This is a genomic window from Streptomyces sp. LZ34 (genome assembly GCF_053890475.1).
Map to the genome: position 1 here is coordinate 5,319,465 of NZ_CM132680.1, position 25,182 is coordinate 5,344,646.

A 25,182-nucleotide genomic window follows, 5' to 3' on the forward strand; every position below is an offset into this window, starting at 1 on the left:
GGCCCGCCGTGCCGCCGGTCACCGCTTGGCTGCGAACTTCCGGCTGATCGCGTTGAACACGCCCTTGGCCTCACTGCCCAGATGCGGCCCGGCGAGCCAGGTGTGCGCGCTGGAGCTGATGGAGGTGTTGGACACCAGCACCGACTTGCCACCGCGATTCACCAGCCACCCGCCGCCGGAGGAGCCGCCGGTCATCGTGCAGCCGATCCGGTACATCGTCGGCGCGGTCGGCGAGAACGACAGCCGGTTGGGCCGGTTCAGGCAGCTGAACATCAGCGCCCCGTCGTACGGCGGCGCGGCCGGGTAGCCGTACGCGCCGATCGAGCTGGCCTGGTCCGCCGACGGCGCGTCGAACCACACCGGCACCGCGGCCCCGACCGTCTCCTGAAGCGACTTGCCGCCGCCGTTCTCCGGCTTCACATGGAGCACCGCGAAGTCGTACGACGAGGCGACATTGCCGGTGTGGGCGCCCTCGGCGATCCACTGCGAGGAGGTCTGCGACCAGTCCGCCCACCACACGCCGTACGGGGTGACCTCCTGGCTCGCGGCGGTCCCGGTCCGCTCGGCCGGCAGCCCGTTGTCGTTGTACGACGGCACGAAGACGATGTTCCGCATCCAGCCGCCCTGCTTGCCGGAGTGCACGCAGTGGCCCGCCGTCCACACCAGGTTGGACTTGCCCGGGTGGGCCGGGTCCTCGACGACCGTGCCCGAGCACACCATCGGCCCGTCGGGGCTGTCGAAGTAGACCTTGCCGACCGGCGCCATGTTCCGGTGGTACGGCCGCGAGACCTGCTTGGCCTGGGTCGCGGGCGGCTCGGGGTCGGTGGCCGCCTGGCCCTGACCGGCGCTCCGCGCGGCGACGGTGTTCGGCGAGTCCTTGGCCTTGGCCATCCGGGACGGCTGCCAGAAGTCCTTGATGACGGGGTTGGCGAAATCGGAAGCCTTGCGGGCCCAGTCCTCCCAGTTCTTCCAGCCGCCGTCCTTCCACTTCTTCAGGTCGTCCAGACTGGTCGGCACCCCGTCCGGGATCTTCAGTCCGGCGTCGGCCTTGTCCCCGGCGGTGGCCGATGTGCTCGGTTCGGACCCGGCGTTGTCGTCGCCCGGCCCGCAGGCCGTGGCGGTGACCGCGAGCAGCGCGGCCATGGCCGCGGCGGCCGCGGCGGAGCGGCGTATCGATGGCATGGTGCTCTGTCCCCCTGTGTGCTGCTGTGCAGTGCTGTGTTCGGCGCTTTTCGCGCATGCCCCTTCCGGGACAAGCCCCCACTATGCCCGCGCCCTTGGCCACAGCCGTCACATGGCCCACAGCCCGCACACAACACGAACCTGGTCGGCACGATTCCATGACATCGCCGGGCTGCGCCATTGACGGAGTGAGTACTCACTCCGTACAGTGAGCGGCATGGCAGAACGGGCAGAACCACCGGCCCGGCGGCGTGCGCCGGGCATGAGTACCGAACAGCGCCGGGCGATGATCGTCGCGGCGGCGCTGCCGCTGGTCGCCGAGTACGGCGCCGCCGTGACCACTGCGCAGATCGCCCGCGCCGCCGGCATCGGCGAGGCGACGATCTTCCGCGCCTTCAAGGACAAGGAGGAGGTGCTGGCCGCGTGCACGGCCGAGGCGATGAACCCCAGCCATGTGCTGCGTGAACTGGCCTCGATCTCCCTCGACCAGCCGCTCGCCGGCCGGCTGACCGAGGCGGCCGAGGCGATGCGGGCCCATCTGGCGCGTATGGGCGCGGTGGCGGGGGCCCTACAGGCGTCGGGCCACCGCCGGGAACGCTCCCCCGCCGCCCGGAACTCCGCCACCCAGAACTCCGCCGGCCGGACCCCCGCCGCCCGGACCACCGATACCCGGCACTCAGCCGCCCGCGACGCCGAGGACCAGCCGGCGGACAGCCGGGAGACGTCGATGCGGGCGACCCGCGACGCCCTGGCCGAACTCGTCGAGCCCGACCGCGCGGCCCTGCGCCTGCCCCCCGAAAGGGTCGCCTCGATCTTCCTCGGCATGCTCTTCACCCAGCTGCACTTCGGCGCCGAGGGCGCCGACGTCGATCCGGTGGAGTTCGTCGACGTCCTCCTGCACGGCACCCTCGTCAAACCCGGGAGCGGCACATGACCGTCACGCTGAACCACACCATCGTCCCCGCCGCCGACCACCGCGAGGCGGCCCGGTTCTTCGCCTCCGTCATGGGCCTGGAGGAACTGCCCCCCGCGGGCCGCAACGGCCACTTCGCCCCCGTACGGGTGAACGACACACTCACCCTGGACTTCATGGCCATGGCCGACCCCGAGGGGCACCACCTGGCCTTCGACGTGGACCCGGCCACCTTCGACGAGATCCTGTCCCGGATCCGCACGGCGGGCATCCCCTACGGCAACGCCCCCACCCAGCCCGACAACGGCCGGATCGACCACCCCCTGTGCCCCCGCGGCCTGTTCTTCCAGGACACCACGGGAAATCTGTACGAGGTGATGTCCCCGGCGTAGGGCGCGTTTCGAGGGCTCCGGTCTCAGGCCACGCGCTCATCCAGGTACAGCGCCGCCAGGCGCGGCAGACGGCGGCTCATCTCCTCCGCGTCGTCGAAGTCGAAGTCCTCGCCCATGTCCGCCTCGGCCCCCGCCTCCGAGCCGCCCTCCCCGCTCTCACCCCGGGCGGACCGGTGGCGCTTCCACGCCTCGTAAAAGTCCTCCCCGTCCTCCGCGACCCGCTCGAACGCCCCGCTCGCCACGTAGTTGACCTCCTCGTAGAACAAGGCCTCATCACGGCCGGCGGCCCCGGCCTCGATCACGGCCGGGTGCTCCGCGATGCTGTCCGGGTCGGCGGCCACCCGCTCGTACCACTCGCGGCCCAGCGCGATCAGCCCGGCACGGAAGTCGATGAAGCTGTCGTCGGAGCAGCCACCGCCGATGAGATAGGCGGCGGCCCAGACGTCCCACCGATAGACGGCGTCGTGTATCTCGTCGAACCGGGTCTGGAATGCGAGGATGTCGTCCTTCGCGAGCACGGCGAGCAGGTCGACCAGCGCCTCGTCGAAAGGCCTTCCGTCGGGGCCGCCGGGGCCGCCCGCCCGCGCGGATTCGATGACGCTCCAGAAGCGATCCGTGTCCATGTGGTCGACTGTCCCACGGGGGTCCGACAACGCAGGGAGGACGCGAGGTGAAGGTCGGCTCGGCGCGTGCCGCCGCGGGGCGGTGGGTGGATCAGTACGCCCGCCCCGAACCCGGGTTCCGCGGTGCGTACTTCAGCGGCTCGACGGTCGGCCTGCCCGACGACGCCGAGTTGCCGCCGACCTCCGACGTCGACGTCGTGGTCGTGACCGCCGAGGACGACCCACCGGCCAAGCCGGGCAAGCTCCGCCACCACGGTGCCCTGCTGGAGATCAGCTATCTGCCCTTCGCTCGGCTCGCCCCGCCCGACGCCGTTCTCGCCACGTACTACCTGGCCGGCAGCTTCCGCACCGACACGGTCATCGACGACCCCACCGGCCGGCTGCGCGCCCTGCACGCCCGCGTCTCACGCGACTTCGCCGCCCGGCCCTGGGTGCGCCGCCGTTGCCAGGACGCCCGGCTCCGGGTCGAAAGGGGGCTCGCGGCGATCGACACCTCGGCACCGTTCCACCAGCAGGTGACGTCCTGGCTGTTCCCCACCGGGGTGACCACTCACGTCCTGCTGGCCGCCGCCCTGCGCAACCCCACCGTACGCCTGCGCTATCCGGCCGTCCGCGAAGTCCTCGCCGACCACGGCCACCTCGACCTCTACCCCGAACTCCTCGGCCTCCTCGGCTGCGCCCACCTGCCCGCCGAGCGCGTCCGGCACCATGTGCGCGAACTGGCCACGACGTTCGACGCAACCGCCGCCGTGGCGAGGACGCCGTTCCCCTTCAGCAGCGACATCACCCCGGCCGCGCGGCCCATCGCGATCGACGGCAGCCAGGACCTCATCGACCGCGGCCGCCACCGTGAGGCGGTCTTCTGGATCATCGCGACCTTCGCCCGCTGCCACACCATCCTGGCCGCCGACGCCCCCGAGGCCCACCAGGCGCTCACCCCGCCCTTCCGCGCCGCCGTCGCCGACCTCGGCATCGCCTCGACTCCCGACCTCGTCCACCGCGCCGAGGCGGTCACCCGCTTCCTCCCCCGCCTCTGGCAGACCGCCGAGGCCGTCATCCGCGCAACGGCGCGCTGATCGACCGATCCGTGTCGAGCCCGGCCACAGAACTCACGGCGGGGTCAGTCCGAGTTGCACCACAGCAGCACGCCCTGCCCATCCGGCGTGGCGACGGGGATCCACGCCTCGTCGGCCTCGCCGAGCCGGTCCTCGTCGAGCCGCAGTGGATGCGGCACCTCGTTCGTACCGTCGCAGACCCAGAAGGTCACGCCCTCGACGACCTCCCGCAGCCTGGCCAGCTCGTCGGGCGTCCACGGGTGATTCCAGGTCCCGGCCCCTCGGAAATGCCCCTCGAACATCTCGCACAGCCCGTCGAGCGCATCGGGCGCGAACACCGGCACCAGATACCCCTCGACCGCCCCCTGCCGACAGGCCGTTCCGCCGTACTGCTGCTGGTAGTACACCCCGGTGGCCGCCTCGACCACCACATAGATCCAGTCCTCGGGCGCCCCGTCGGGGTCGAGGAACACAAAGCGCTGACCGGCCATGCCCGCAGTGTGCGGCCCCGGGCCCACCGTCTCAACCGGATTTCGACGGCGCTGTCAGTGGGCGGGGGCACCATCGACCACATGGCACCCACCGACTCGACCGCCGCCGCCTCCCCACCCGCGTGGGGCGTCCAGCACACGCTGTGTCTGCCCACCGAGGACGCGGCGCGGCAAGCCGCGACGGAGCTGGCCGCGCTCGGGCACCGGCTGATCGCCGTGCGGGCCCATGACCACTTCCGGTCCGATCCCTCGAGCTTCTGGTACGGCAAGCCGTCGCTGGACCCCGAACTGACCGGCTGGTGGCAGGTGTTCTCGCTGGCCGTCCACCCCGGCCACGGCGTCTCCGACCGCCGGGCACTGGAGCCGTTCCTCCGGCGCGAGCGCATACGGATCGCCGGGGTCGCCCGGTCCCACAGCGGATTCCGCCAGGGCTGCGCCGAGGGGCACGCTGCCACTCTGCAGGAGGCCTTCACCCGGGACGGCCTGGTGCACGAGCACGCCACGGCCGAGGTCGCCCCGCCCGCCCCGCTGCCCACCGACCCGGGCCCGCCCGACTGGGGGCCGCGGTGGACCGGCCTGGCGTCCGCCGAACCGGACCCGCCCGAGGACGTCGTGCGGGCAGTGGCGGCCGTCGCGGAGCGGATGTACGGCAGTGCGGACGACGCCCCCGACTCCGTCGGGTGGCTGCTGGAGGAGGACTTCGCCTTCGGGGAGCCGTACGAGACCACGGGCGCGTTCCTGGGCGACCTGGCGGATGCCGTGGCCCACCAGGGCACCTGCACCGACGGCACCGTCGAGGCCGTGCCGTTCCTGGCCGAGCTGGCGCGCGACGGCGGCGTTCCGCCCGCGGTCCGGGTGATCGTCCTCGGCGACCTCCTCCAGCTCGCGGCCACGGGTCCCTCGCTCACCGTCTCCGCGGCCGACCGCATCGCCGCGCTCGGCGACGTCTGGCAGGAGCCCGCCGGCGTGCGGATGACGCGGCAGGCCATCGGCCGCGCGCTGCCGCGCCTCCTGACCCGCTGGGACGAGGAGGCCGACGCGGCCCGGTTCGCACTCGCCGCACTGACCGCCGCGGCCCCGGACGGCTCCGCGGCCGCTGTCGTTCCCCGCCTCAAAGATCTCCCGGCCCCGGCCGGCTCGCCCCGCGCCGACACCGTCGCCCTGATCGCCGCGCTCCTGGACCACGACGAGAGGGGCCTCGCCACCGCCCTGCACCGCCTGACCTCCTGGCGCCCCGCCATCGCGGAGCAGACCGCCACGCCCCACGCCGCTCCCCGGCAGGCCGCTCTGGCCGTACTCCCGACCCTCGTCATGGAGGACGTCGGCCCAGCCATCCGCCTCTGAGTCTGGCCAGGGCCGACAACAAAGGTCTGGACCGCGTTGAACGGTTCGCCGCACGAGGCCGTATTTCGGCTGCGACAGGCACCGCACAGCACGGACCGATCCAACGAGGAGTTCCGCATGTCCCGGAAGCGTCGCGTGAGCCGGCCCCAGAAGATCGCCCTGGCCATGGGGATGGCAGGTCTCGTCGGCGGCGGACTCGCCGTCGGCGTCGGGATCAGCCAGGCATCCGAGACCACCCAGGCCAAGGCGCCCACGGAGAACTGCGCCGGGCTCGACACCGCGCTACGGAACAACCTGAACTTCATCGCCGCCCAGCAGGCCGCCCCCGACGCCCAGTCGGAGGCCAGGATCGCCAACCGCCAGGAGGTCGTGAAACAGATCCAGCAGCGCCGCCAGGTGGCAGGCTGCACCGAGAACGTCACGCCCTCCACCCCCACCTCCGCACCGACCTCCGCCCCGACTTCCGCTCCGGGAACGGCGGCCCCCGAGACCTCCGCCCCGGCCACCGGCGGCGGCCAGCAGCCGGGCGGTGACACCGGCGGGGCCTCCGGCGAGGTGGTCTGCCCCGGCTCCACGGTCACCCTCTCCGGCGAAGCGGGCGCGCCCGCCGCCTCCAGCAACCAGTTCCCGGTCGGCACCCGGCTCAAGGTCACCAATCTGGACAACAACAAGTCCACCACGGTGAGCGTGACCTCGACCTCGGGCAGCTGCGCCCTGCTGAACAACGCCGCGTTCGAGCAGGTACGCGAGCCCGGGAAGTTCCTCATCCGACGGGCCGTCATCGAACGCGTGGGCTGACCGCCCGCAGCTCATGGCCCGGAGGCGGCCATGGCCTGGACCCCGAGCACCACCGCGACGACCAGGCAGCCGACGGCGACCCCGGCGGCTGCCCGCCGCACGGGAACCTCCCCCCGAGGGACCCGGCGCGCCAGGACGACACTCAGCACCGCACCGATCCACGCGACAGCCACCAGCCACGGAAGCCACGCCTCCGCCCGCTCGTTCACCCGCCGGCAGTGCTCGGCTCGCGGTCCGGTTTCGCCGTAGTAGAAGAGGCAGTCGCTGCCGAAGTTCTCGGTGCCGAGCGCGACGACCCCCCACCACATGGCGACCAGGAGGGCCGCGGCCGCCGCGGCTCCCGAGGCCGCGCCGCGGCCGGCGCCACGCGGCGCGGTGGTGTCCATCCCCCGCCTCAGCTGTGGGCGACGACGGGGAGACGGGCGCACTGGCGGCAGGCGCGGGCGGAGGCCGCGATCCTGACGTGCGAGGCGATGGTGATGGCGCCGATGACCGCGCTGAGCGGCCAGTTCCCGGCCAGGACCGATGCGGTGGTGAGGGTCAAGGCGCTGATCGCCAGGGCCATACCGGCGGTGGTGCCGGTCCAGGCGACGATCAGCGGGAGCCGGTGCGGGGTGGGCAGCCGACGGGCCAGGGCACCGGTGGCGGCCAGCGACGCCGCCGCCAGCAGCGCGGCGGCGGCCGCTACGCCGCCCACGTGGGCGGCCAGGAGCTGAACGGCGTGTGGCAGACCCCGGCCGCGGTCGACGATCACCATCACATACCAGCAGAGGATCAGGACGGGGACGAGCAGCGCGACGCGGCGCGCGGTGTGGCGGGCTTGGGCGATGGTGAGTTCCCGCTGGAAGGCGGGCGCGATCTCCTCGACGCTCCCGAAGTCGTCCACCGCCTGGCGCGCCGCGTGGTCATCGGCGCGACCGTCGGGGCTCGCGCCGAGAGCGATGTCCGCCGCGGCATCGGCGAGAGCGTCCCGCGCCTCGGCCAGCATCCGGTCCTTGACCCGCACGGGGCCCTGTAAGGCGGCCGCCAGAGCGGCGACGTGCTCCTCGATCGGGTCGGCGCCGGGCGCGGCGCGGCGGTCGAGGGCCCTCACGTGGCCGGCCTCGGTGCCGGGGCGGGGTCCAGGACGGCGCCGATCGCCGCGGTGAGCTCCCGCCAGGCCGTACGCTCCTCGGCCAGGCTGCGCCGTCCGGCGTCGGTCAGCTCGTAGCAGCGGCGGCGGCGTTCGCCGGCCGACTGCCAGTCGCTGCGCAGCAGCCCGAGCCGTTCCAGCCGGTTGAGCGCCGGATACATGGTGCCCGTGCGCAGCTCCAGGGCGCCGCCGCTGCGTTTCTGAACGGCCGTGATGATCGCGTAGCCGTGCAGCGGCCCCTGCTCCAGCGCGGCCAGCAGCAGTGCGTCCAGGTGCCCGCGTACCGCATCTCCCTTCATGGAACAGCAGCCTACCCATCCATCAGTAGGTGAGCTATATATTGGCAGCCAACACGTAGACTGCCTACTCAAACGGAGTCGCAGTGACCAAGCTGCTGTTGTCCGTGCACGTCCTGGCCGCGATCCTGGCGATCGGCCCGATCGCCGTGGCCGCCTCGCTGTTCCCCCGCTTCGCCCGCGCTCCGGGCGACGACGACCAGGAACCGGGCGGCCCGCGAGGCCCGGCGATAGCCGCGTTCCTGCACCGCGTCTGCCGTGGCTACGCCGTCCTCGGCCTGGCCGTCCCGGTCTTCGGCCTCGCCACCGGAGCCCAACTCGGCGTCCTGGGCGACGCCTGGCTCATCGCCTCGATCGCACTGACCGCGATCGCCGCCGCCCTGCTGGCGCTGGTCATCCTCCCCACCCAGCAACGCCTGCTGGCCGCGCCGGACGGCACGGACGCCGCCGAGAACACACGGGCAGCGGCATCGACCCGACTGGCCATGACCACCGGAATCTTCAACCTGCTGTGGGCGATCGTGGTCGTCCTGATGATCGTCCGCCCCGGCTCCACGACCGGAGCGTGACCGCCATGCGCACCCTGCGGATCGCGGCCGCCGTCGAGGCGATATCCCTCGCGGCCCTGCTGATCAACCTGGCCACCGTCCACACCAAGGCCGTCACCGCCCTCGGCGGCCCGGTCCACGGCATGGCCTACCTCGCCACCATCGCCTGCACCTGGATGACCCCCGGCACCACCCCCGCGGCCCGCTGGTACGCCGCCATCCCCGGCATCGGCGGCCTGCTCGCCCTCCGCCGAATCCGGCCCCAAGGAGCATGAGATGACCGACCCGTACGCCGGACTGCCGTTCCCCCGCACCGACCTGGCGCTGAAGACCCTGCACCACGCACGCGACATCGAAGACCCGGCGATCTTCAACCACAGCATGCGCACCTACCTCTACGCACGCTTCCTCGGCGAGCGTCAGGGCCTCCACGGCTACGCCGACCGCGTCCACGCTGGGCTGGCACGACTACGACGACTACCTGCCGACGCGTCGGCAGCCGCAGCCCAGCCCCGCACCCCGGGGGACGCCGGGCCCGCGAGCCCCGTCCGGCCGGCCGGCGCGGCGACGGCCGGACGGGAGCCGACCCGAAGGGGCCGGTGGGTTACTCGTCGCGGGTCCCGTCGCCCCCGGCATCCTCAACGTCCGTATCCGGTACAGGAAGGCGGAGCCCGCGCGACTCGGCGACGCGCAGGGCATCGCTGAGGCACTCGGCAAGCCGGATTCCGGAGTACCGCACCTCGGTGTAGGGGGACATGGAGTCGCCCAGCACCTTGCGGGCAAGGACGAGCACCTCCGCACCCGTGGCCAGCAGCCGGGCCTCTGTCGCATCGGCGAGGCGCGAGAGGTGCCCGCCCTCACTGCCTGGCGAGAGGTAGCACGGCCTCCCCTCCGGCGACAGCCAGGGCAGCAGCCGGAGCGCGGCGGCCTGGTTCATCGGCTTCGTCGACTCCGTCGAATCCATCAGGCGGCCGCCTTCCCCGCGCCGATCAGGCACCGGTAGAGGCCGATCCGGGTCGGACGGGTGTCTGCGCGATGGATTCCCGTGCCCGGCATGAGCAGAAGTCTCAGCCGGTGGGCGGCACAGCGGATAAAGTTCCGCATGTCGACGCTCCTTGTCAGCGTTGGCCACGCCCCGGGAGGTCTAGCCACCTCGCCGGGGTCTTTACCGGCCCGACGCTACATCGGGACATAGCCCGATTGTGTAGGTGAACGGTGGTCGCCCTTGGACCCGATGAGCGCGAGGCCGCTCTATGTCCAGCTGGCCGACATCATCGCCGGAAAGATCAAGTCCGGGGAGCTGGTACCGGACAGGCCGATCCCCTCCGAGAACCACCTCGCCGACGAGTACGGCGTGGCACGCCTCACCGCACGGCGTGCCGCACAGGAACTCCGCGAGCGAGGGCTGATCGTCACCGTACGGGGCAAGGGCTCGTTCGTTTTGGAGACGCCGCCCGCCGACACGCCCCTATGAGGCCGAAACCGCCAACTGAAGGCTCTGCGGGGATACGCCGCGAGGGACGGACGGATTCGCACCAACCTTGCGACCGACGGTCGTGCCTGAAACGAAAAGATCCCGGCCGGATCATGATCATCCGGCCGGGATCTCGGCTGCCGGGTTCACGAGTACGGCTGGAGCAACCCGAACAGAAGGTAGGGCAGCGATGAGACTCGATGGAGATCATTTCCCGCCGCCTCGGAGATCGTTTCTCGGCAGGACTGCCCTGCGTCCCTCTTGTGGGTGATGGCGCCTCGATGGGTTTCGAAGTAGTTTCAAAGTCATGCCGACCGACAACGCCGCAGTGAACTTCTCCGAGCTGGTGAACAAGAACAAGCAGACGCTCGCCCGACTCAAAGAATCGCCACGGCTACTGCTGCACCGCCGGGACGGAGAGGATCTTGTTCTCACCACGGCGGCGCGGGCCGAGCAGGATCAGACGGTGGTGTCCGCTGCCACCCGGATGCTGACCGCAATGGCGCGCCGGGAGCCCGGCAGCATGGAATTGCTCCTGGACATACTGCCGGATGCCTTCCCCTGGGTTCGTTTCCTGCCCGAGTCCGACGTCCACGCCTTCGCCGTCGAACTGGTCGACACTATGCGAGCCGCCGACTCCGTCGGCAACAACGCGTCCGTCGCCCAGATGCTCATCGCCTGGCAGCACACGGCGGAGGCATACTCGGACCCCGAACTGCTGGCCGCGCTGACCCGGGACCACTCCGAGGACCACGGTCCGGTGTCGGATCCGCGGGATGTCGCATGAGCGCGGGTCGCGGCGACCGCGCGGCACCGCCAGCGCCTGATGGCCACTGGGAAGTCCGCTTCGCGGACGCGGCCTCCGCCAAGGGATGGGATTGCCTCGCCCAGCAGGCACGCGAGAATACTTACCGCGCCTGGGTGACCATGCGCACGGACCCCAGACCCGCCATGGAGACACCCCGCCATCATCGGCTGAAGGGCAGCCTGGCGCACGGCACCCACCGGGGACAGACCTGCGAGCAGTGGCAGATCGAAGTGACTGGCGGAGGACGCGTCTGGTACCTCCTGGACACCGCCCGCAGCACCTGCTGGATCACCTTCGCAGGCGCAGGGCATCCGCGAGCCACAGACCGCCGCTGAGTCGACACAGCCGCGTGAAGTGCGTCCGGGAACGGCGAGAATAGCCGCCCTGTTCCGCCCCCGGCCATGCAGTGTGGTTGTTCCCTGGCTCAGGCTGTGAGCCTGTACGGCTTCTGTCTCTCCCACGGGTAGGCGGCCAGTTGGGGGCCTCGTACCGCTGGACACGACGCCGGCGCCCGCCCAGGGGTTTGGGTTCGAGCCGAACGACAATCTGGCGGTGAAGGCGTACGTGGTCTTCCGACCGCCAAGTTTCACCGGGTTGCCGATGGGTTCGGGGTGTCGCTCGGGCCAGCTCAGGGTTCATGTTGTGCAGTTCCTACATGTGGTGCACACGCGTAGACTCCCCGGGTCATGAGGGTGCTGATCTCTGTTGACATGGAGGGCATCTCGGGGATTGTGCATCCCGCCGAGACGAATCCAGATCGGTACGACTACGAGCGCGGCCGGGCGTTGATGACGGCCGAAGCAAACGCGGTGATCGCCGGTGTCCTGGACGCCGAGCCCACGGCCAAAGTTCTGGTCGCCGACGCACACGGGCCTTTTCGTAACCTCCTGCCGGAGGAACTTGACCGACGGGCACTGCTGGTCCGTGGCAAGCCGCGCCCGCTGGGCATGCTCGGCGGGCTCGACGAACACACCGACGCGGTTCTGTTCGTCGGCTACCACGCCCGTGCCGGTGTCGGGCCAGCAGTGCTGGCGCACACCATGAGCGACGCCATCCTCGACGTACGCATGGTCGGACGCTCCCTGGGTGAGATCGGTCTCAACGCCGCCATGGCCGGACATTTGGGCGTGCCGGTCGCACTGCTCAGCGGCGACGACATCGCCTGCGCAGAACTACGCGATCTCGTCCCCTCTGCGGTCACCGTTGCGGTCAAACAAGCCCTCGGCCAGGCAGCCGCTGTCGCCCTGCACCCCGAGGAAGCCCAGGAGCGCCTGCGCCAGGCGGCCGCCGAAGCTATCACGCGGCACGAACTGGTTTCACCGCTGATCATTGCCGGGCCGCTCGATATCGAGGTCGCCCTCTCCAGCCCGTACATGGTCGATCTGGCGACACTCGTGCCGGGTGTGTCACGCGCTGAGGCCGAGGATTCCCGCACGATCACCTTCACCGCTGCCGACTTCGCCGACGCTTACCGGCTGGTCCTGCTGCTCGTACAGCTCTCCAGCATCAAACCCGGATAGTGCTGCGTGCGCGCGAATGTGTCACTCGGCCTGATCGCGTGGGACATTCCTGAGCAGAGTGCCCGGTGAGCGTCCACCCTGCAGGGACGGACGCGAAACCTGGCTCTACCAACGCACCAGTACCCAACTCATCGACACCGGCTTCAACTACGCCGATCCCGGGGCGTCGTACACGGCCACGCTCCACAACCGCCGCCAGGCACCACCCCGAACATCCTCGAACAGACTCCGAAAACGACAAAGATCCCGACCGATCATGAAGATCGGTGGGATCTCGTCAACCGAACCTGAGCGAACTCAAGAACGGCCACTGTGTGGACCTGAGGGGATTTGAACCCCTGACCCCCTCGATGCGAACTACGGGCGGGGCGGTCGCTGAGGTCTGCTGGGCTGGTCAGCCGGTCGGCTGGGGCCGGTGTCGGTCGACTGTGGTTGAGGCGGTTGCTGTACTTCGCTGCTGTACAGCAATCACCGCCGCTGACCGTGTATGAGCGGCACCACCGCTGGCCAGCCAGCCATATCTCCCTCCCACGCGCTTCTCGGGAGGCTTGGGGAGTCAGGCTCGCGCAACGATTCCCGGGCACAGGTGCGTTACCTCAAGGACAGCTACTAGTGACCCTCGCGGCATCTACATTTGCTGCATGAAGGATGATCACGTCATGGATCTCCATGAATCCGGAAGCCTACAAATCTACGCATACCTTGACGGAGCAGCGCACAACGCGAGATATGAGCGGGCCTGGAGTGAGCACCCAGAACGCCTGTACCGGATCGACGTACCAACAGTCCTGGGCACGTTGGCCTTGATCCCCTTCGTGCAAGCACTTAGCACGGCTTTGGGCACCACAGCTGGCGAGAAGACAGCAGAAGGCCTACGCACACTGGCCCGTAAGGTACTTCGGAGAGAACTCGACACAGCACCGTCGGATGAGCAGCAACAGCCCGGCGCCCCTTCGGCCGCCGGGGTAGCCCACATTCAATTCGACGAGGATGTCCCGCCCGAGGGGTTGCTGTTGCTCCCAACCATGGACTTCTCGGCCCTCGTCGACCTAGGCGATCACCCGCCGGTCGTTCGGTGGCTAACTGATGGAAAGTGGCATGCCGTCACCCTCCATGAGGGACGAGTCATAGATTCCACATGGGACGTTATAGAGAACCGCTGGCGCTCCGTCGACGCACCTGACGAATGGGGAGATGCGCGACGTCGCGGTCTGTGAGCACCGCTTTAAGGAGTTCGTCACGCTGGTGTGGTGATCAGCAGCCTGCGCGGTACGTGGACGAGTCTCGTGGTACGGCGATGTGTACCTCTGTTGCCGTCAACGACTGCCGTCAGGCCACCAGCTCAGTGAGCCCGTGCGTGACTCGGAACCCTGGGTCCGTGAACCAAATTCGGGGCGCTGCTCACTCTAGCCCGTCGGTGTTCAAGGCACCCAGATACTTCCTTAGAAACCTTCTTGTTTGATCTTCGTTGGCTACACATTCCTCATCAAAGCGACTGTCCGCCCACGAAGTCTTGCCTTTCGAACGAATATGTAGCTCTCCATTCGAAATTGTATATTTCCTATCTTCCCTGAAGTTCTTGTCGCCGTAGTGGGTCGTCGTTTCGAAGCCTTCATTTTGATCCAGTAGTTGCTGGCGTACCTTCTGCGTCAAGCGCATAGCAGACTCCTTCTGCGGGGTTGGCTCTCGTGGCTTACAGTGGGCATCCTTACCGACCTTTGACATCGGCGCGCAGGCGGCTTCGAAAGGAAGCTTATGGGTCAGAGTATGGCGGTATTTATTGCGAACCTAAGGTACTCCCCCGTCCCCGCCATGCAGCTTTCGATATTCTTCTCTGAACTCTACTTCGAGTTCTATCATCCAGGAGAAGACGTTCAAGAAATTGGGTGCTTTCAGATCAGCGCCAACCTTGGAAGCCCAAGTTTGCAAAATGGCCGAAATAAAACCACGGAACTGGATCATGTACCCCATGGGGTGATCACCTACCTCCCCCACAGGCAGTTTCATGGCTACTTCTTTAATCAACCGAAACATGACCTCGTAGCGAGTCAAGAAATCGGGATGCGTCTCGTGGCGACCCCTAGAAACCCAACTCTCTGAAACGTGCGCCAAGGCTACTAGGGCAAGAACCGAGCCACCCACGGCACGATAAACACGGCCGCGAGACGACTCCCCTGAATAGATCCCGGTCATGAGAAGGAACGCTCCGACGTCGGCTTCTACCTCCTCTACCTGATTTTCGTTCAGCTTGCCCAAAGTGTCCTGAATCCCGATCCGACTCAACCACTCGTCGACCGTTTTCCTGGCGGCTCGCGAGTGACGGAAATAGGAATCTGTGTGCCCAAGCATGTGGTGACAGTATTCGTGGGAAACCACGAATTCCTCCACGGCATTCACCAAGTTGAAATAGTCACTCTCCTTTCTGCGCCGAGGGAGGCCAATTTGGAGAGGGTGTGTAGCTCGAACATGCCGTTCAGCAGCCCAGGTGTGGATAGCCTGATCGGTCACATCAATGGGCTCAAAGGCGGCGCGTTCAACCTCCTCCAGGATCAGCAGTGTCGTCTCCGTGTCATCGTCATCGAAATCTATCTCCGTCCCTGCTGTGAGAATAGAGTCATAGAAATGACTGAAAAGCGTGGTGTAGATCATTGCGGCCAAGGTGAAACCGTAGTTGATCTCGATGATCCCAGCACTTCTGAATGAGGAAGCTTCGGCGTTGGCCTCTCCCTTGAAGGCGCGCGCTACAAAAATATTGCGCATTGTCGCCCTCCACTCGGCGGGCGCGATGGAAATCAGGGCGTGTGTCACATTATTAAGCTCTGGGCAATTGGAGCGCTCTGGCTTCCATTTAAGAAATTCTACATACTTGTCGTCGCTTATGAGATCTTGGCGATTGGCCTGTTCGAAGAGCGTCTTCCAGAAATTCTCCTCCGGCCTGCCGCAGTCTACGTAGAATTGACGACGGGACTCACCGAGCTTCCACACGTGCCCCCCTGGCATTTGAAGCGGCCCTACGCGAAACAACTAGGATGGCACCCTGGAACCGCGTTTGTCAGTTCGTTGCCCGTTCTACTTGCCTCGCATTGCCTCTTGTGCTACAGCGCTAGCGCGCCGACTGACGGACTATCACGGCAGGTATCGGTCCTGTGCAAGCGCTCAACCATGTCGCTTCGCGCCCTTGAAGAGGCCGTGCGCCACAGCGCCAGACCGGAGACTGTCGCCGTAGAAAAATGCTGAGTACAGCAGGGCAGGACTGCCAGAGGCCACCCGCGCTCCGCTTGGCTTACCCTGCTCGTCATGATCCGAGCTGTGGTTTTCGACGTTGGTGAGTGCCTGGTCGACGAGACGCGCGAGTACGGCACGTGGGCGGATTGGCTGGGGGTGCCTCGGCACACGTTCGCGGCGGCGTTCGGTGCCGTGATCGCTCAGGGTCGGGACTACCGCGAGACGTTCCAGGTCTTCCGCCCCGGGTTTGATCTGTCCGAAGAGCGCGAGAAGCGGGCTCAGGCCGGCCAACCCGAGCACTTCGACGACAGCGATCTGTACTCAGATGTCCGTCCGACTCTGACGGCGCTGCGGGATGCCGGTCTGTGGGTGGGCATCGCGGGCAACCAGACCGTGCGGGCCGGGGGCATTCTGCGCTCCCTCGACCTCCCGGCGGACTTCATCTGCACGTCCGACGACTGGGGCGTGTCCAAGCCCGACCCGGCGTTCTTCTCCCACGTGGCGGACGCGGCCCCCTGCCAGGCCGAGGAGATCCTTTACGTGGGCGACCGGATGGACAACGACATCCGCCCGGCGGCCAAGGTCGACATGAAGACGGCGCTGATCCGGCGCGGTCCGTGGGCCACCATCCAGTGGGATGACCCGGACTCGGTGACGTTGCCGACCTTCCGCGTGAACAGCCTTGCCGAGCTGCCGGATTTGGTCGCCAAGCTCAGCGCTGAAGGGCGCTGACGGTCGTTCCCCAGCCGTACATCCGGTCATCCAGATCACGAACCCATGGCTCGTTACGCCAGGCATGCAGCCGCTTGCGGACATCGCGGATCCGATCCATGCCGACGGCGTACCACGTGACGCTCAGCTGATCGAGCGCTTCGTTGGCCCATCGGCAGGCTTCCTCCGGCTTACCGGCTGCGGCCTCCACGGCCGCCAGGTCGCCGAGGATGATCGTCCGCTGTTTGCCGTCGTCGGCGGGCAGATGGTCGAGCACTCCGAGCAGCGTGTCCCGGGCCTGGGCTGTGTGTCCGGCGATCAGTTGTGTGTTGCCCTTGAAGGCGGCCAGGCGGACAGGGGTGAACCAGTCCATCCACACCGGGCATGGCTCATCCGCGTCGCCTTCGGCCAACACGCTTTCGGCGTGGGATATCAAGCGCAGTGCAGTGCGGGTGTCGCCGCACCGCGTCATGCATTCGGCCTCGACGGCGTCAAGCCAGGCGAGCATCATCGCGGGGGCATTGCCCCTGCGGGCGTAGGCGCGGGCGGCGGACATCCGCTCTTCGGCGTCTTCCCTCTGGCCCGCCCATCCTGGGATGAACGCGGTGTGCGCCAGGATCGCCGCTCCGAGTAGCGCGTCGTCGGCTTCCCCGGCGGCCTGGAGGCCACGCACGAACGCGTTGCCTGCTGCCTGAGGCTGCTGGAGGTCGAAGAAGTCGATACGCCCGGCCAACAGGTAGGACTCTGCGAGGGCAGCGGCAAGGGTGGTGCGGCAGCGACCGGTTGTCTCCCCCATCAGCGCCGTGCCTAGACGTGTGTGTTCCACGACGCTGGCATGGAGTTGGGAGGGTTGGACGGACCAGTACAGGCGTCGGTGAACGGCGGTGATCGCTGCGAAATCGGCGCCCATGGTGGCTGGTTGCGTGGCATGACTCGCGATGGGCAGTGGCCCCGGGGCAGGTCCGATCGCGGGTGCGCCCGATGCTGCGGCCGTTCGCCGACTAGCGCCTTCCTGCGCCGGACCCGTCCGGCCCCATGGCGCGGTGAAGCCCAGTTCCTCGATGGGCTGGCCCAGTAGGTGTGTCAGCACACGCTGAACGTCAGGCTGCGGCCATGGTGGATTCGCTGACTCCCAGCGGCGGACCTGGCGGACGCTGATCTGCAACGACCGTATGCCGAGCTGGGGCGCGGTGTTACGGATCGCCTCGGCGAACGCTTCCTGAGACGCGTATCCGGCTGCCTGCCGAGCGGCCTTCAGCCGCGCGTTTCCTACTGGCCTGGGCACTGGATTTCCTCACGGCTTTCGATGGGTCAACTCGGTTCACCGTAGCTTTGGAAGGCCGATTTGAGGACCCCCACCTGTGCGGCCATCCCGATAGGTCCTCAAGACGTCCTCTTCTCGTCCCCTGAGGGGCCTTCAATGGGACGTCCTGTAGCCCCACCATGTCTAAGCCAGACAGAGAGCAAGCATGCGGGGTGAAGGCATGGGCGAGGTGGTGAAGCGTGCGGGTGAGTGGCAGGACGAGCAGCAAGAAGAGCCCCCGCACAACCCACCTGTGGGCGCGATCGAGGTTGCCGGGAGCGCTGACAAGGTGGACGTGGAACAGATCAAAGTGTCGATCGGCCGAGCGCTGGTGGAGAGTTCGGCTCTTCCTCGGTACGAGGATCTGTGCGAGCTGCGTGAGGCTCTGGTGGGGCACATCGAGACTCTGACGCCCTTGGCGAGGAAGCGGATCGATCGCCTGAACCACGGCACGGTGGAGTGGTACGGGAAGGCGAGCAAACTCAGCTCCATCCCCTATGAGGTGGGCACGGGGCTCGGCTCCGGTCTGCTGTCGGCTAAGGCGCACGTACAGGGACTGGGCTACTCCTGCCGCTTCCTCCTCGAAAACTCCGGCCTGCAAACGGAACGCAAGGGATGACGACGGCTCGCCGTGTACCGGCGAAATGGGGGCCATCCAAGAAGCAGATCCTGGAGGCATATCGCGATGGCCTGGAAGTGAGGGAGATCCGCGAGAAGTTCGGCATCTCGTACTACGCGCTGTACCGGTTGCTGAACATCGAGGGCATCCCACTCCGCTCGGCCGTGGTTCGCCGTCCAAAGACGGGGCGGGGGCTGCCGTTCCCGGGAAGGACCCGGTAGCTCCCGCCCTCCTGCTCCCTTGGGCGTTGTGGCTGTGAGGTGGGCATGCGCCCCCGTCCATTCGCCCGTCTCGCAGATGTCACGCCCACTGCGCCCGAGGGATGACGGCGGACTTGGACCCTTCGCCGTCTGCGGTCTGGCTCTCCGCCATCTTCATACCCGCTCGGGCGGGTGGGGAGCCGGACCGCGCACAACAACCACATAGATAAGACCGGACCACCCCTGCGCCTGCAAGCATCTGGGGTGGTCCGGCGGAGAGTCCATGATCAGGACCCCGGTGCCGATGGTACCGGGGCGGTTGTCGTGCTCGCTTCGGCACTGCCCTGTCCCGGATGAGTTCAGGTGGAGAGAAGGGGTGTTGGCGAGTGCGAGGCAGAGGCGGTGCGGTGGGCTCGGTAGCAGCGGTGACGGGGGTGTTTACGACACGCTGTCCGGCCACGACGATGCCCGCGCCGACGCGCAGCGACCATGACGGCCTGAGCCACTTCGCGGCAGCAGCTGCCCCCCGCCCGCCACGTCCGGGCAGTGCGGTCTGCTCACGCGCCCGCATCCGTGACGGAGGCAGTACGGCGGCCGGCCACATCCGGCCCAGGTCGACGAACGACATGCCCCCGGCCGGACGCCCCCTCTCCCCGCTGGCCTCATTGCGCGCACAACGGCGATGGCCGCAGTCGGCGGACGGCTGGCCATGTAAGCCGCTCTGCGTAGCCGCCCCTCGACGGCTGGCAGGTCGGGCGCCTGGTCCTGGTCGTGCTGCTTCGGCGTCTCCATTGCGGTCGGAGGGAGCACCGCGGGCGACTGTTCCAGGTGCTGACTGGCTCTGGTGGGTTGCTGGTGTGGGGTGGCGCGCTGAGTGGGTCGGGGGTGCCGCTGAGCGGGGCGGAGACAGGAGCGGGCGGCGGCCACGGGCCGCCAGCGCGCGCGGCCCGCGCAAGCGGGCCGCCTTGATCCAGTAAAGAAACTTTGAACAGCTCGCGTTCTGGGCCTGCCTGGGCTGTCCTGCGGACGCGCTGATCAAGGAGCGAGAGCTAAGAACACGAACGGGGTGGTAATGAACGATCAGGAGTCGGCGGAGATTCGGGCTCGCCTTGCCGAACTCGACAAGAGGGTTGCTCAATTGGCGGAACTGGTCCGTCGGGTCGCCGAGGACCTGGCCGCTAGTGCCACATCAGGCAACGTTCGCCCTGATGAGGAACCAAGCCAACACAGCCACGCCGATGGGTAACGCAACAAGGTAGCCGACGAGGATACCGACGCCCGGATCAGCCAGCGCAGGAAAGGCCCAGTTCACTGCTGCAGCCACGAGCAGTCTCACCGTTGCCAGCGCAAGGAGAGCGGCGACAACAGCAAGCCGACGCGGCGGGCCCGCCCCGCGGTACAACTCAGCCGCAGGCCCGATCGCGATCAGGCCCGTCACGAGGCCGACGAGACTGGTGTCGGGCAGCCACCCGAACGGCCACCCCACCAGAGCGACCAACCCGGAGAAAGCGAGGCCGACCAGTTCCAGCGCGACGGTGGACACTACCGGGTCCCACGAGGGGCGTCGGATCGAGCCGCTCCCACTGTCCTTTTCATCGGCCACGTCGTCAGAGTAGCCATCGACAGGGCGAACGTTGCCTGATGCGGCACTAGCTCTTCTTCTGACGCTCGGTGAAGCTGGCAAGCTGCTGGAGAAACCCCATGAGGTCATCAACCTTCGCGTTGAGTTCGTCCAGCCGTCCAGAGAGCTCCAGGTACTCGGCGCTGGGCATTTGTCGCTGACCTTCCGGCTCGCCTGCCCCCTGGGTCTCGCCGGACTCTGGGGGCAGGGGGTCAACAACGAAGTTGCCCCGCCCTGGCGTGGAGTAGATCAGTCCATCGTCGCGCAGCACGCGCAGTGCGGACCGCGCGGTCATGTTCGCGATGTCGTATTTGGCTTCGAGATCGCGGGAAGACGGGACCCGTTCGCCCGGCTTGATGCGGCCGGACCGGATTTGCTGGCGCAGTTCCTCGGCGACCAGCCGGTAAGGCGGAGTGTGGGTATCCCTCGGCAGGCTCATAGCCCGAGGGTAGCCCGCTAAGCCCACTCATCGCACTAGAACGCCCACTGTCTTTCACTATGCCCGATGTGCGCTAGCACGCCTGCATCACTGGTGCGCTATGCGCTTGACGCACTAGCTCACATGGTGCACTGTTGGTCTCGGTCGCACGGGCGGCCGTCAATGAAAGGAAGCAAGGCATGGCTATGACGCGTATCCGTGTGGGGCTGCTGCCCTCGACGATGTTCATCGCTGGCACGGCGCCGATCCCCAAGGTGAAGAACCCGGAGACGGGCGAGCTGGCCACCGACCGGGACACCGGGGAGACCCTGCACACCCTGACCGTCTTCCTCATGGAGGAGGGCCGGGCGGAGCAGATGAAGCTGACCGTTCCGGCGAGTGGTGTGCCGGATGGTCTTCAGCCGGGTGTCCCGGTGCGGGTGGTGGAGCTGTTCGCCACGCCGTGGGCGCGCGTCTTCAACGGGCAGCTGTCCGACGGGATCGCCTACCGGGCGGCGGCGCTGGAGCTGGTCAAGTGACGACCGCCGCCCCCGAGCCGGTCTATCCGGTCGAGCCGGAGAGCGGGGATGACGACTCGCGATTCACGAACGGCCTGCTCCTGGACGTCGTCGAGGTGATCGAGTCGCACGGCTACCCCAAGATCGCATCCGGCCGTGACCTGCTGGAACTCCGGATCTCTCTGTTCCGATTCCTCTACAAGAACAAGGATTGACTGTGACGGTGGGTGAAGTCATTGGGTTGGCCCCGGCTCTGGCCGGGGCGGCCCTGGCCCTGAGCGCCATATGGGCCGTGTGGTGGCTGGTGCGCTACGTGCGTGCCGACAAGATGACGCGGGCGAGCATCCGGCAAGCGGTCCGGGTGCGGCGGGGCTGGCGTCGGCTGGCTCCGATGGCGGGCCTGTCGGTGATGGACAAGACGCCTCAGGCTGCGGTGATCGTGGCGCCGGACGGGAAGGTCCCCAAGCCCCGGGTCCTCATCCCGAAGATCAAGGTCAAGCCCGACCGGTACGGCGTCGTGGTACGGGCGGTGTGTCTGCCGAAGGTCAGCCTGGCGGAGTTCCAGCGGGCGGCCCCCTACCTGGCGGACGCGTGGCGGTGTACGCGGGTCTCGGTGCTTCCGGACAAGCCAGGGCAGCTGGTGATCCGTGGGGTCCGCGTGGACCCGCTGATCGTCCCGACCGAGCACATACCCACCGGTGAGGTTCCCGAGGAACTGGCCGTGTGGGGCCTGGGGGTGGACGAGTACGCCCAACCGATCGACGTGAGCCTTTCGGACGTGCCCGGGGTCACCGTGGCCGGGCTGCCCGGCTTCGGCAAGACCTCGCTGGTCAACAAGTTCCTGTGCGACACCGCGCCGTCGGATGCGATCCAGTACGCCATAGCGGACGGCAAGGTGACCTCCTCCCATGAGGGCGACTACGCCGGCCTGGCACAGCGGGCGTTCGCTTTCGTCGGCGATGACCTGGCGGAGGCGAACGCGTTGTTCAAGCGGCTGGTGAAGCTGCGGCGGGACCGCTCGGCGTCCATCCGCGCCGTGCTCGGCGTCAAGAACATGTGGCACCTCGGCCCCTCCGCCACCTGGCCGCTGACAGTGCTGATCGTGGACGAGGCACACACCTACTTCCGCGACCACAAGGGGTCCGACGCGCAGACGAAGAAGCTCGCCGCGCTGGCCGCTGACAACGCCCGGCTGGTCGAGGACCTGGTGAAGAAGGGCCGGAGCGTCGGCATCCTGGTGATCATCGCTACGCAGAAAGCGACCGGGGATGCCATCCCCACCTTCATCCGGGACGTGTGCCCGGTGGGCCTGTCCTTCGCGCAGAAGACCGCTGAGGCGGCCGTGGTCGCGCTCGGGGAGGACATCCGGAACTGGCCGGATGCCAACCCGACCGCGCTCCAGGACCCGGTCTATGTCGGCGTGGCCTCCATGGCCCACCAGGGCCGACCCGGCTTCACCCGCATCCGCACCCCCTACGTTGCAGACGACGACGCCGCACGCATCGCTGCCGACACCGCCCACCTGACCCGCGACCCGGCCGAACTCCTCGACGAACAACTCTCCGGCCCTGCTGGGGCGCCGGTCCTCCTCACCAAGTGACGTTCCTCGACAAGCCGAGACCCGAAAGGAGGTGAACCCCTATGTCTGAGGATCGGATCACTCAGCGCACCGTGACCGTGGTCATGGTCGTCATCGCGGGCCTGGCCTTCGTCTTCTCCTTCGGCAACGTCTGGACCCTCGCGCTACGCCTCGGCGTCCCCCGCCCAATCGCCCCGCTGATCGCCCCGATGGTCGACCTGTCCGTTGTCGGCCTCTTGGTGGCCCTGCGCTACCTGTCCCTGCGCGGCATCGCCGCCGAGCAGATCAAGGGCGCAACGCGCCTGATGCACCTGTCCGGGCTGCTGACCCTGGCCCTCAACGTCGCCGAACCCCTCGTCGCCAAGCACTACGGCCGAGCCTCCGTGGACGCCGTCGCCCCGCTCCTCCTCCTGGGATGGGGAGCCGTCGGCCCGCAACTCCTGCGCCACTTCCACGCCGTCACCCACACCGCTCCGGCTCCTGCGGCCACCCCGGCTTTGGCTGAGACGGCTCCCGCGCCGGTCGCTGAGCCCGACTCCGCCCCGGCCCCTGTCGCAACCCCTGCTCCGGAATCCCTGGCGCCCCCGGCGGTCAACGTGCCCGCTCCGCTGCTGAACGCAGCCCGCGCCATTGCCGATACCTACCAGGCCGAGCACGGCGCGCCCATCACCCCGGGCCAGCTCCGGACCCGCCTTGGCGTTGCCCTCCCCCTGGCCACCGCCGCGCACGCCCAGCTCTGACCCCGTGCCGGCCGTTCCGGCAATCCGAACCCGCCCCGCCCTACCGGGCCCGGTTCGCCATGCCCCGAGCAGCACGCACCCCCTTGGCCTGCGCCTGCTCGGGGCCCCACCTCCACTACTCCCAGAAAGGACGGCACCCGCCGTGAAACGCCCCCTGGACCTGCGGCACGTGACGAGCCTGGCCCTGCGGGACCTCATCGAACTCGCCCACCTCCCCGACTTCGACCGGGTCCAAGACCAGATCAGCCGGGTCCGGGGCTGCACCCGTCCGGTTCAGCTCGTCGGCACCACACAGACCCTCGACGCCACAACGAATACGGTCCTGCGGTCGTACAGCACCGCCGACGAGCCGACCGGACGCCTGCTGACCGCCTGCGGCAATCGCCGCTCCTCCCGCTGCCCGGCCTGCTCCCGCCTCTACGCCGCCGACACCTACCACCTGATCAAAGCCGGACTCTCCGGCGGCAAGACGGTGCCTGAGGCTGTGCGCACGCACCCCCGGCTGTTCGTCACCCTGACTGCTCCATCGTTCGGACCGGTGCACAACCGCCGCACCACCGACGCGGGCCAGAACCTGGCCTGCCGCTGCGGCACCCGCCATGTGTCGGGCGATCCGGCTCTCGGCACGCCGCTGTCCCCGGCGACCTACGACTACGCCGGGGCCGTGCTGTGGAACGCGCACGCCGGAGCGCTGTGGGCCCGCTTCACCACCTACCTCCGCCGCGAGCTGGCCGCCCACCTCGGCATGACCCAGAAAGCGCTGAACGCGTCGCTGCGGGTCTCCTTCGCCAAGGTGGCCGAGTACCAGCGGCGCGGCCTGGTCCACTTCCACGCCGTGATCCGCCTCGACGGCCCGGAAGGCAGCAACGAGCCTCCGCCCGACTGGGCCACCACCGACGCACTCACCCACGCGATCAAAGAGGCGGCCGGGCGTGCCGTACTCACCGTGGTCTCCAAGGCGGTCGGGGAGCGCGAGCTGAGGTGGGGCGATCAGCTCGACATCCGGGAGATCGCCGCCCTCGGGGACGGTGAGCTGACCGATCAGAAGGTCGCTGCCTACGTCGCGAAGTACGCCACCAAGAGCGCCGAGGACTCCGGCACCGTGGACCGCTCCCTACGCTGCACCCACTGCGCCGGACGCGGCTACCAGCATGGCCCTGACGGCTTCCGGGACCTGTGCGAGTCGTGTGAGGGCACCGGACAGTCCGAACCCATCACGGACCTGCCCGTGCACAGCCACGTCCGCCAAATGATCCGAACCGCCTGGGACCTCGGCCACCTCCCCGAATTCGCCGACCTCAAGCTCTGGAAGTGGGCTCACATGCTCGGCTTCCGGGGCCACTTCTCCAGCAAATCCCGCCGCTACTCCACCACCCTCGGCGCACTCCGCGACGTGCGTCGGGCATGGCGCGCCGAGCAAGCACGCGCGACGGACGACCGGCCCGAGACGAGCGAGGAAACCACCCTCGTCCTCTCCCACTGGCAATACCTCGCCTCCGGCTACAGCCCCGGCGAAGAACTCATCGCCGCCCAAGTACGCCACGACCGCGCCCAAGCCGAACACCTCAAGACAGAGGGAGCTCCCTGGCTGTGAGCACAGGCCTGCCAACGACACACGCAGTCCTGACCGTCCCTGAGGTCATGACCGCCCACCCCCGCCCCCAGAACAGAA

32 protein-coding genes are annotated in these 25,182 nt (G+C 68.2%); 19 read left to right on the forward strand and 13 right to left on the reverse strand.

Annotated elements, in window-relative coordinates; genetic code table 11:
- Positions 1–18: 18 nt before the first annotated feature.
- Positions 19–1,182, reverse strand: coding sequence for a trypsin-like serine peptidase (locus ACWY4P_RS21235; RefSeq protein ID WP_456212125.1), 1,164 nt, complete (start codon positions 1,180–1,182; stop codon positions 19–21).
- 217 nt (positions 1,183–1,399) lie between these two features.
- On the opposite strand from ACWY4P_RS21235, the gene ACWY4P_RS21240 reads away from it, so the two are divergent.
- The gene (locus ACWY4P_RS21240) at positions 1,400–2,116 is read left to right on the forward strand and encodes a TetR/AcrR family transcriptional regulator (RefSeq protein WP_456212126.1); all 717 of its coding nucleotides are present in this window, start codon (positions 1,400–1,402) and stop codon (positions 2,114–2,116) included.
- Positions 2,113–2,487, forward strand: a complete 375-nt coding sequence (locus tag ACWY4P_RS21245; protein ID WP_456212127.1) for a VOC family protein — start codon at positions 2,113–2,115, stop codon at positions 2,485–2,487. The genes ACWY4P_RS21240 and ACWY4P_RS21245 overlap by 4 nt, the downstream gene beginning before the upstream one ends.
- Positions 2,488–2,510: 23 nt before the next feature.
- On the opposite strand, the gene ACWY4P_RS21250 is transcribed toward ACWY4P_RS21245, so the two are convergent.
- Complete coding sequence (locus ACWY4P_RS21250) at positions 2,511–3,110, reverse strand: DUF4240 domain-containing protein (protein ID WP_456212128.1); 600 nt, start codon at positions 3,108–3,110, stop codon at positions 2,511–2,513.
- Positions 3,111–3,157: 47 nt separating this feature from the next.
- On the opposite strand from ACWY4P_RS21250, the gene ACWY4P_RS21255 reads away from it, so the two are divergent.
- Entirely contained in the window at positions 3,158–4,186 is a 1,029-nt protein-coding gene (locus ACWY4P_RS21255) for a hypothetical protein (RefSeq protein ID WP_456212129.1), read from the forward strand.
- A gap of 44 nt (positions 4,187–4,230) precedes the next feature.
- Here the strand turns inward: ACWY4P_RS21255 and ACWY4P_RS21260 are convergent, their stop codons facing one another.
- Positions 4,231–4,656: a DUF6210 family protein gene (locus ACWY4P_RS21260; RefSeq protein WP_456212130.1), complete on the reverse strand. Its 426-nt coding sequence runs from the start codon at positions 4,654–4,656 to the stop codon at positions 4,231–4,233.
- An 81-nt stretch (positions 4,657–4,737) separates the two neighbouring features.
- On the opposite strand from ACWY4P_RS21260, the gene ACWY4P_RS21265 reads away from it, so the two are divergent.
- Together ACWY4P_RS21265 and ACWY4P_RS21270 are read left to right on the forward strand one after the other, a co-directional pair.
- Positions 4,738–6,000 carry a hypothetical protein gene (locus ACWY4P_RS21265; RefSeq protein ID WP_456212131.1) on the forward strand — a complete coding sequence of 421 codons (1,263 nt, stop codon included), beginning with the start codon at positions 4,738–4,740 and terminating at the stop codon, positions 5,998–6,000.
- Positions 6,001–6,117: 117 nt separating this feature from the next.
- Positions 6,118–6,798 carry a hypothetical protein gene (locus ACWY4P_RS21270; RefSeq protein ID WP_456212132.1) on the forward strand — a complete coding sequence of 227 codons (681 nt, stop codon included), beginning with the start codon at positions 6,118–6,120 and terminating at the stop codon, positions 6,796–6,798.
- 11 nt (positions 6,799–6,809) lie between these two features.
- Here the strand turns inward: ACWY4P_RS21270 and ACWY4P_RS21275 are convergent, their stop codons facing one another.
- From ACWY4P_RS21275 to ACWY4P_RS21285, 3 genes are read right to left on the reverse strand one after another with little or no spacing between them, the layout of a single operon-like run.
- Positions 6,810–7,184: a hypothetical protein gene (locus tag ACWY4P_RS21275; RefSeq protein ID WP_456212133.1), complete on the reverse strand. Its 375-nt coding sequence runs from the start codon at positions 7,182–7,184 to the stop codon at positions 6,810–6,812.
- A gap of 8 nt (positions 7,185–7,192) precedes the next feature.
- Positions 7,193–7,891, reverse strand: coding sequence for a hypothetical protein (locus tag ACWY4P_RS21280; RefSeq protein WP_456212134.1), 699 nt, complete (start codon positions 7,889–7,891; stop codon positions 7,193–7,195).
- Positions 7,888–8,229, reverse strand: coding sequence for a PadR family transcriptional regulator (locus ACWY4P_RS21285; protein WP_456212135.1), 342 nt, complete (start codon positions 8,227–8,229; stop codon positions 7,888–7,890). The genes ACWY4P_RS21280 and ACWY4P_RS21285 overlap by 4 nt, the downstream gene beginning before the upstream one ends.
- 83 nt (positions 8,230–8,312) lie before the next feature.
- Here ACWY4P_RS21285 and ACWY4P_RS21290 point away from each other — a divergent pair, with 83 nt between their 5' ends.
- Positions 8,313–8,795, forward strand: a complete 483-nt coding sequence (locus ACWY4P_RS21290; protein ID WP_456212136.1) for a hypothetical protein — start codon at positions 8,313–8,315, stop codon at positions 8,793–8,795.
- 5 nt (positions 8,796–8,800) lie between these two features.
- Positions 8,801–9,049 carry a DUF3817 domain-containing protein gene (locus ACWY4P_RS21295; RefSeq protein WP_456213010.1) on the forward strand — a complete coding sequence of 83 codons (249 nt, stop codon included), beginning with the start codon at positions 8,801–8,803 and terminating at the stop codon, positions 9,047–9,049.
- Positions 9,050–9,378: 329 nt separating this feature from the next.
- Here ACWY4P_RS21295 and ACWY4P_RS21300 read toward each other — a convergent pair whose 3' ends face one another.
- Together ACWY4P_RS21300 and ACWY4P_RS21305 are read right to left on the reverse strand one after the other, a co-directional pair.
- Entirely contained in the window at positions 9,379–9,738 is a 360-nt protein-coding gene (locus tag ACWY4P_RS21300; protein WP_456212137.1) for a hypothetical protein, read from the reverse strand.
- The gene (locus ACWY4P_RS21305; RefSeq protein ID WP_456212138.1) at positions 9,738–9,878 is read right to left on the reverse strand and encodes a hypothetical protein; all 141 of its coding nucleotides are present in this window, start codon (positions 9,876–9,878) and stop codon (positions 9,738–9,740) included. The genes ACWY4P_RS21300 and ACWY4P_RS21305 overlap by 1 nt, the downstream gene beginning before the upstream one ends.
- Positions 9,879–10,008: 130 nt before the next feature.
- Between ACWY4P_RS21305 and ACWY4P_RS21310 the strand changes: the two genes are divergently transcribed.
- The 4 genes from ACWY4P_RS21310 to ACWY4P_RS21325 all read left to right on the forward strand — a co-directional run bounded on the left by ACWY4P_RS21310 (position 10,009) and on the right by ACWY4P_RS21325 (position 13,793).
- Positions 10,009–10,248: a GntR family transcriptional regulator gene (locus tag ACWY4P_RS21310; protein ID WP_456212139.1), complete on the forward strand. Its 240-nt coding sequence runs from the start codon at positions 10,009–10,011 to the stop codon at positions 10,246–10,248.
- Between the two features lie 307 nt (positions 10,249–10,555).
- A complete protein-coding gene (locus tag ACWY4P_RS21315) occupies positions 10,556–11,035 on the forward strand; it encodes a hypothetical protein (protein WP_456212140.1) in 480 nt (159 codons plus the stop codon).
- A 707-nt stretch (positions 11,036–11,742) separates the two neighbouring features.
- Positions 11,743–12,576, forward strand: coding sequence for a M55 family metallopeptidase (locus ACWY4P_RS21320; RefSeq protein WP_456212141.1), 834 nt, complete (start codon positions 11,743–11,745; stop codon positions 12,574–12,576).
- A gap of 641 nt (positions 12,577–13,217) precedes the next feature.
- The gene (locus ACWY4P_RS21325) at positions 13,218–13,793 is read left to right on the forward strand and encodes a hypothetical protein (RefSeq protein ID WP_456212142.1); all 576 of its coding nucleotides are present in this window, start codon (positions 13,218–13,220) and stop codon (positions 13,791–13,793) included.
- Positions 13,794–13,977: 184 nt separating this feature from the next.
- On the opposite strand, the gene ACWY4P_RS21330 is transcribed toward ACWY4P_RS21325, so the two are convergent.
- Positions 13,978–14,235 (reverse strand): hypothetical protein, encoded by a 258-nt coding sequence (locus tag ACWY4P_RS21330; RefSeq protein WP_456212143.1) that lies wholly within the window; start codon positions 14,233–14,235, stop codon positions 13,978–13,980.
- 129 nt (positions 14,236–14,364) lie between these two features.
- On the reverse strand, positions 14,365–15,561 hold the full coding sequence (locus tag ACWY4P_RS21335) for a hypothetical protein (protein WP_456212144.1): 1,197 nt from the start codon (positions 15,559–15,561) through the stop codon (positions 14,365–14,367).
- Between the two features lie 312 nt (positions 15,562–15,873).
- On the opposite strand from ACWY4P_RS21335, the gene ACWY4P_RS21340 reads away from it, so the two are divergent.
- Positions 15,874–16,533, forward strand: coding sequence for an HAD family hydrolase (locus ACWY4P_RS21340; RefSeq protein ID WP_456212145.1), 660 nt, complete (start codon positions 15,874–15,876; stop codon positions 16,531–16,533).
- Here the strand turns inward: ACWY4P_RS21340 and ACWY4P_RS21345 are convergent.
- Positions 16,514–17,797: a helix-turn-helix domain-containing protein gene (locus tag ACWY4P_RS21345; RefSeq protein WP_456212146.1), complete on the reverse strand. Its 1,284-nt coding sequence runs from the start codon at positions 17,795–17,797 to the stop codon at positions 16,514–16,516. The genes ACWY4P_RS21340 and ACWY4P_RS21345 overlap by 20 nt on opposite strands.
- Before the next feature lie 199 nt (positions 17,798–17,996).
- Between ACWY4P_RS21345 and ACWY4P_RS21350 the strand changes: the two genes are divergently transcribed.
- The gene (locus ACWY4P_RS21350; protein WP_456212147.1) at positions 17,997–18,434 is read left to right on the forward strand and encodes a DUF6415 family natural product biosynthesis protein; all 438 of its coding nucleotides are present in this window, start codon (positions 17,997–17,999) and stop codon (positions 18,432–18,434) included.
- A complete protein-coding gene (locus ACWY4P_RS21355) occupies positions 18,431–18,655 on the forward strand; it encodes a hypothetical protein (RefSeq protein ID WP_456212148.1) in 225 nt (74 codons plus the stop codon). Before ACWY4P_RS21350 ends, ACWY4P_RS21355 begins: the two co-directional genes overlap by 4 nt.
- Positions 18,656–19,823: 1,168 nt before the next feature.
- Here ACWY4P_RS21355 and ACWY4P_RS21360 read toward each other — a convergent pair.
- On the reverse strand, positions 19,824–20,237 hold the full coding sequence (locus ACWY4P_RS21360; protein ID WP_311728019.1) for a hypothetical protein: 414 nt from the start codon (positions 20,235–20,237) through the stop codon (positions 19,824–19,826).
- A 46-nt stretch (positions 20,238–20,283) separates the two neighbouring features.
- Positions 20,284–20,694 carry a GntR family transcriptional regulator gene (locus ACWY4P_RS21365; RefSeq protein ID WP_456212149.1) on the reverse strand — a complete coding sequence of 137 codons (411 nt, stop codon included), beginning with the start codon at positions 20,692–20,694 and terminating at the stop codon, positions 20,284–20,286.
- A 179-nt stretch (positions 20,695–20,873) separates the two neighbouring features.
- Between ACWY4P_RS21365 and ACWY4P_RS21370 the strand changes: the two genes are divergently transcribed.
- The 5 genes from ACWY4P_RS21370 (at position 20,874) to ACWY4P_RS21390 (ending at position 25,104) form a co-directional block, all read left to right on the forward strand.
- Positions 20,874–21,212 carry an SCO3933 family regulatory protein gene (locus tag ACWY4P_RS21370; RefSeq protein WP_456212150.1) on the forward strand — a complete coding sequence of 113 codons (339 nt, stop codon included), beginning with the start codon at positions 20,874–20,876 and terminating at the stop codon, positions 21,210–21,212.
- Positions 21,209–21,406, forward strand: coding sequence for a hypothetical protein (locus ACWY4P_RS21375; protein ID WP_456212151.1), 198 nt, complete (start codon positions 21,209–21,211; stop codon positions 21,404–21,406). The genes ACWY4P_RS21370 and ACWY4P_RS21375 overlap by 4 nt, the downstream gene beginning before the upstream one ends.
- 2 nt (positions 21,407–21,408) lie before the next feature.
- Complete coding sequence (locus ACWY4P_RS21380) at positions 21,409–22,791, forward strand: FtsK/SpoIIIE domain-containing protein (RefSeq protein ID WP_456212152.1); 1,383 nt, start codon at positions 21,409–21,411, stop codon at positions 22,789–22,791.
- Between the two features lie 41 nt (positions 22,792–22,832).
- A complete protein-coding gene (locus ACWY4P_RS21385) occupies positions 22,833–23,510 on the forward strand; it encodes a DUF2637 domain-containing protein (RefSeq protein ID WP_456212153.1) in 678 nt (225 codons plus the stop codon).
- A 142-nt stretch (positions 23,511–23,652) separates the two neighbouring features.
- Positions 23,653–25,104 (forward strand): replication initiator, encoded by a 1,452-nt coding sequence (locus ACWY4P_RS21390; RefSeq protein ID WP_456212154.1) that lies wholly within the window; start codon positions 23,653–23,655, stop codon positions 25,102–25,104.
- The last annotated feature ends 78 nt before the right edge of the window (positions 25,105–25,182 follow it).

What these genes read in the sequence shown, in the direction of transcription:
- ACWY4P_RS21330 (WP_456212143.1), bottom strand. Translation starts at nt 14,235, where the DNA reads ATGCGCTTGACGCAGAAGGTACGCCAGCAACTACTGGATCAAAATGAA.
- ACWY4P_RS21300 (WP_456212137.1), bottom strand. Translation starts at nt 9,738, where the DNA reads ATGGATTCGACGGAGTCGACGAAGCCGATGAACCAGGCCGCCGCGCTC.
- ACWY4P_RS21305 (WP_456212138.1), bottom strand. Translation starts at nt 9,878, where the DNA reads ATGCGGAACTTTATCCGCTGTGCCGCCCACCGGCTGAGACTTCTGCTC.
- ACWY4P_RS21365 (WP_456212149.1), bottom strand. Translation starts at nt 20,694, where the DNA reads ATGAGCCTGCCGAGGGATACCCACACTCCGCCTTACCGGCTGGTCGCC.
- ACWY4P_RS21250 (WP_456212128.1), bottom strand. Translation starts at nt 3,110, where the DNA reads ATGGACACGGATCGCTTCTGGAGCGTCATCGAATCCGCGCGGGCGGGC.
- ACWY4P_RS21385 (WP_456212153.1), top strand. Translation starts at nt 22,833, where the DNA reads ATGTCTGAGGATCGGATCACTCAGCGCACCGTGACCGTGGTCATGGTC.
- ACWY4P_RS21270 (WP_456212132.1), top strand. Translation starts at nt 6,118, where the DNA reads ATGTCCCGGAAGCGTCGCGTGAGCCGGCCCCAGAAGATCGCCCTGGCC.
- ACWY4P_RS21285 (WP_456212135.1), bottom strand. Translation starts at nt 8,229, where the DNA reads ATGAAGGGAGATGCGGTACGCGGGCACCTGGACGCACTGCTGCTGGCC.
- ACWY4P_RS21315 (WP_456212140.1), top strand. Translation starts at nt 10,556, where the DNA reads ATGCCGACCGACAACGCCGCAGTGAACTTCTCCGAGCTGGTGAACAAG.
- ACWY4P_RS21310 (WP_456212139.1), top strand. Translation starts at nt 10,009, where the DNA reads ATGAGCGCGAGGCCGCTCTATGTCCAGCTGGCCGACATCATCGCCGGA.
- ACWY4P_RS21240 (WP_456212126.1), top strand. Translation starts at nt 1,400, where the DNA reads ATGGCAGAACGGGCAGAACCACCGGCCCGGCGGCGTGCGCCGGGCATG.
- ACWY4P_RS21355 (WP_456212148.1), top strand. Translation starts at nt 18,431, where the DNA reads ATGACGACGGCTCGCCGTGTACCGGCGAAATGGGGGCCATCCAAGAAG.
- ACWY4P_RS21275 (WP_456212133.1), bottom strand. Translation starts at nt 7,184, where the DNA reads ATGGACACCACCGCGCCGCGTGGCGCCGGCCGCGGCGCGGCCTCGGGA.
- ACWY4P_RS21320 (WP_456212141.1), top strand. Translation starts at nt 11,743, where the DNA reads ATGAGGGTGCTGATCTCTGTTGACATGGAGGGCATCTCGGGGATTGTG.
- ACWY4P_RS21245 (WP_456212127.1), top strand. Translation starts at nt 2,113, where the DNA reads ATGACCGTCACGCTGAACCACACCATCGTCCCCGCCGCCGACCACCGC.
- ACWY4P_RS21265 (WP_456212131.1), top strand. Translation starts at nt 4,738, where the DNA reads ATGGCACCCACCGACTCGACCGCCGCCGCCTCCCCACCCGCGTGGGGC.
- ACWY4P_RS21325 (WP_456212142.1), top strand. Translation starts at nt 13,218, where the DNA reads ATGAAGGATGATCACGTCATGGATCTCCATGAATCCGGAAGCCTACAA.
- ACWY4P_RS21340 (WP_456212145.1), top strand. Translation starts at nt 15,874, where the DNA reads ATGATCCGAGCTGTGGTTTTCGACGTTGGTGAGTGCCTGGTCGACGAG.
- ACWY4P_RS21350 (WP_456212147.1), top strand. Translation starts at nt 17,997, where the DNA reads ATGGGCGAGGTGGTGAAGCGTGCGGGTGAGTGGCAGGACGAGCAGCAA.
- ACWY4P_RS21295 (WP_456213010.1), top strand. Translation starts at nt 8,801, where the DNA reads ATGCGCACCCTGCGGATCGCGGCCGCCGTCGAGGCGATATCCCTCGCG.
- ACWY4P_RS21235 (WP_456212125.1), bottom strand. Translation starts at nt 1,182, where the DNA reads ATGCCATCGATACGCCGCTCCGCCGCGGCCGCCGCGGCCATGGCCGCG.
- ACWY4P_RS21370 (WP_456212150.1), top strand. Translation starts at nt 20,874, where the DNA reads ATGGCTATGACGCGTATCCGTGTGGGGCTGCTGCCCTCGACGATGTTC.
- ACWY4P_RS21260 (WP_456212130.1), bottom strand. Translation starts at nt 4,656, where the DNA reads ATGGCCGGTCAGCGCTTTGTGTTCCTCGACCCCGACGGGGCGCCCGAG.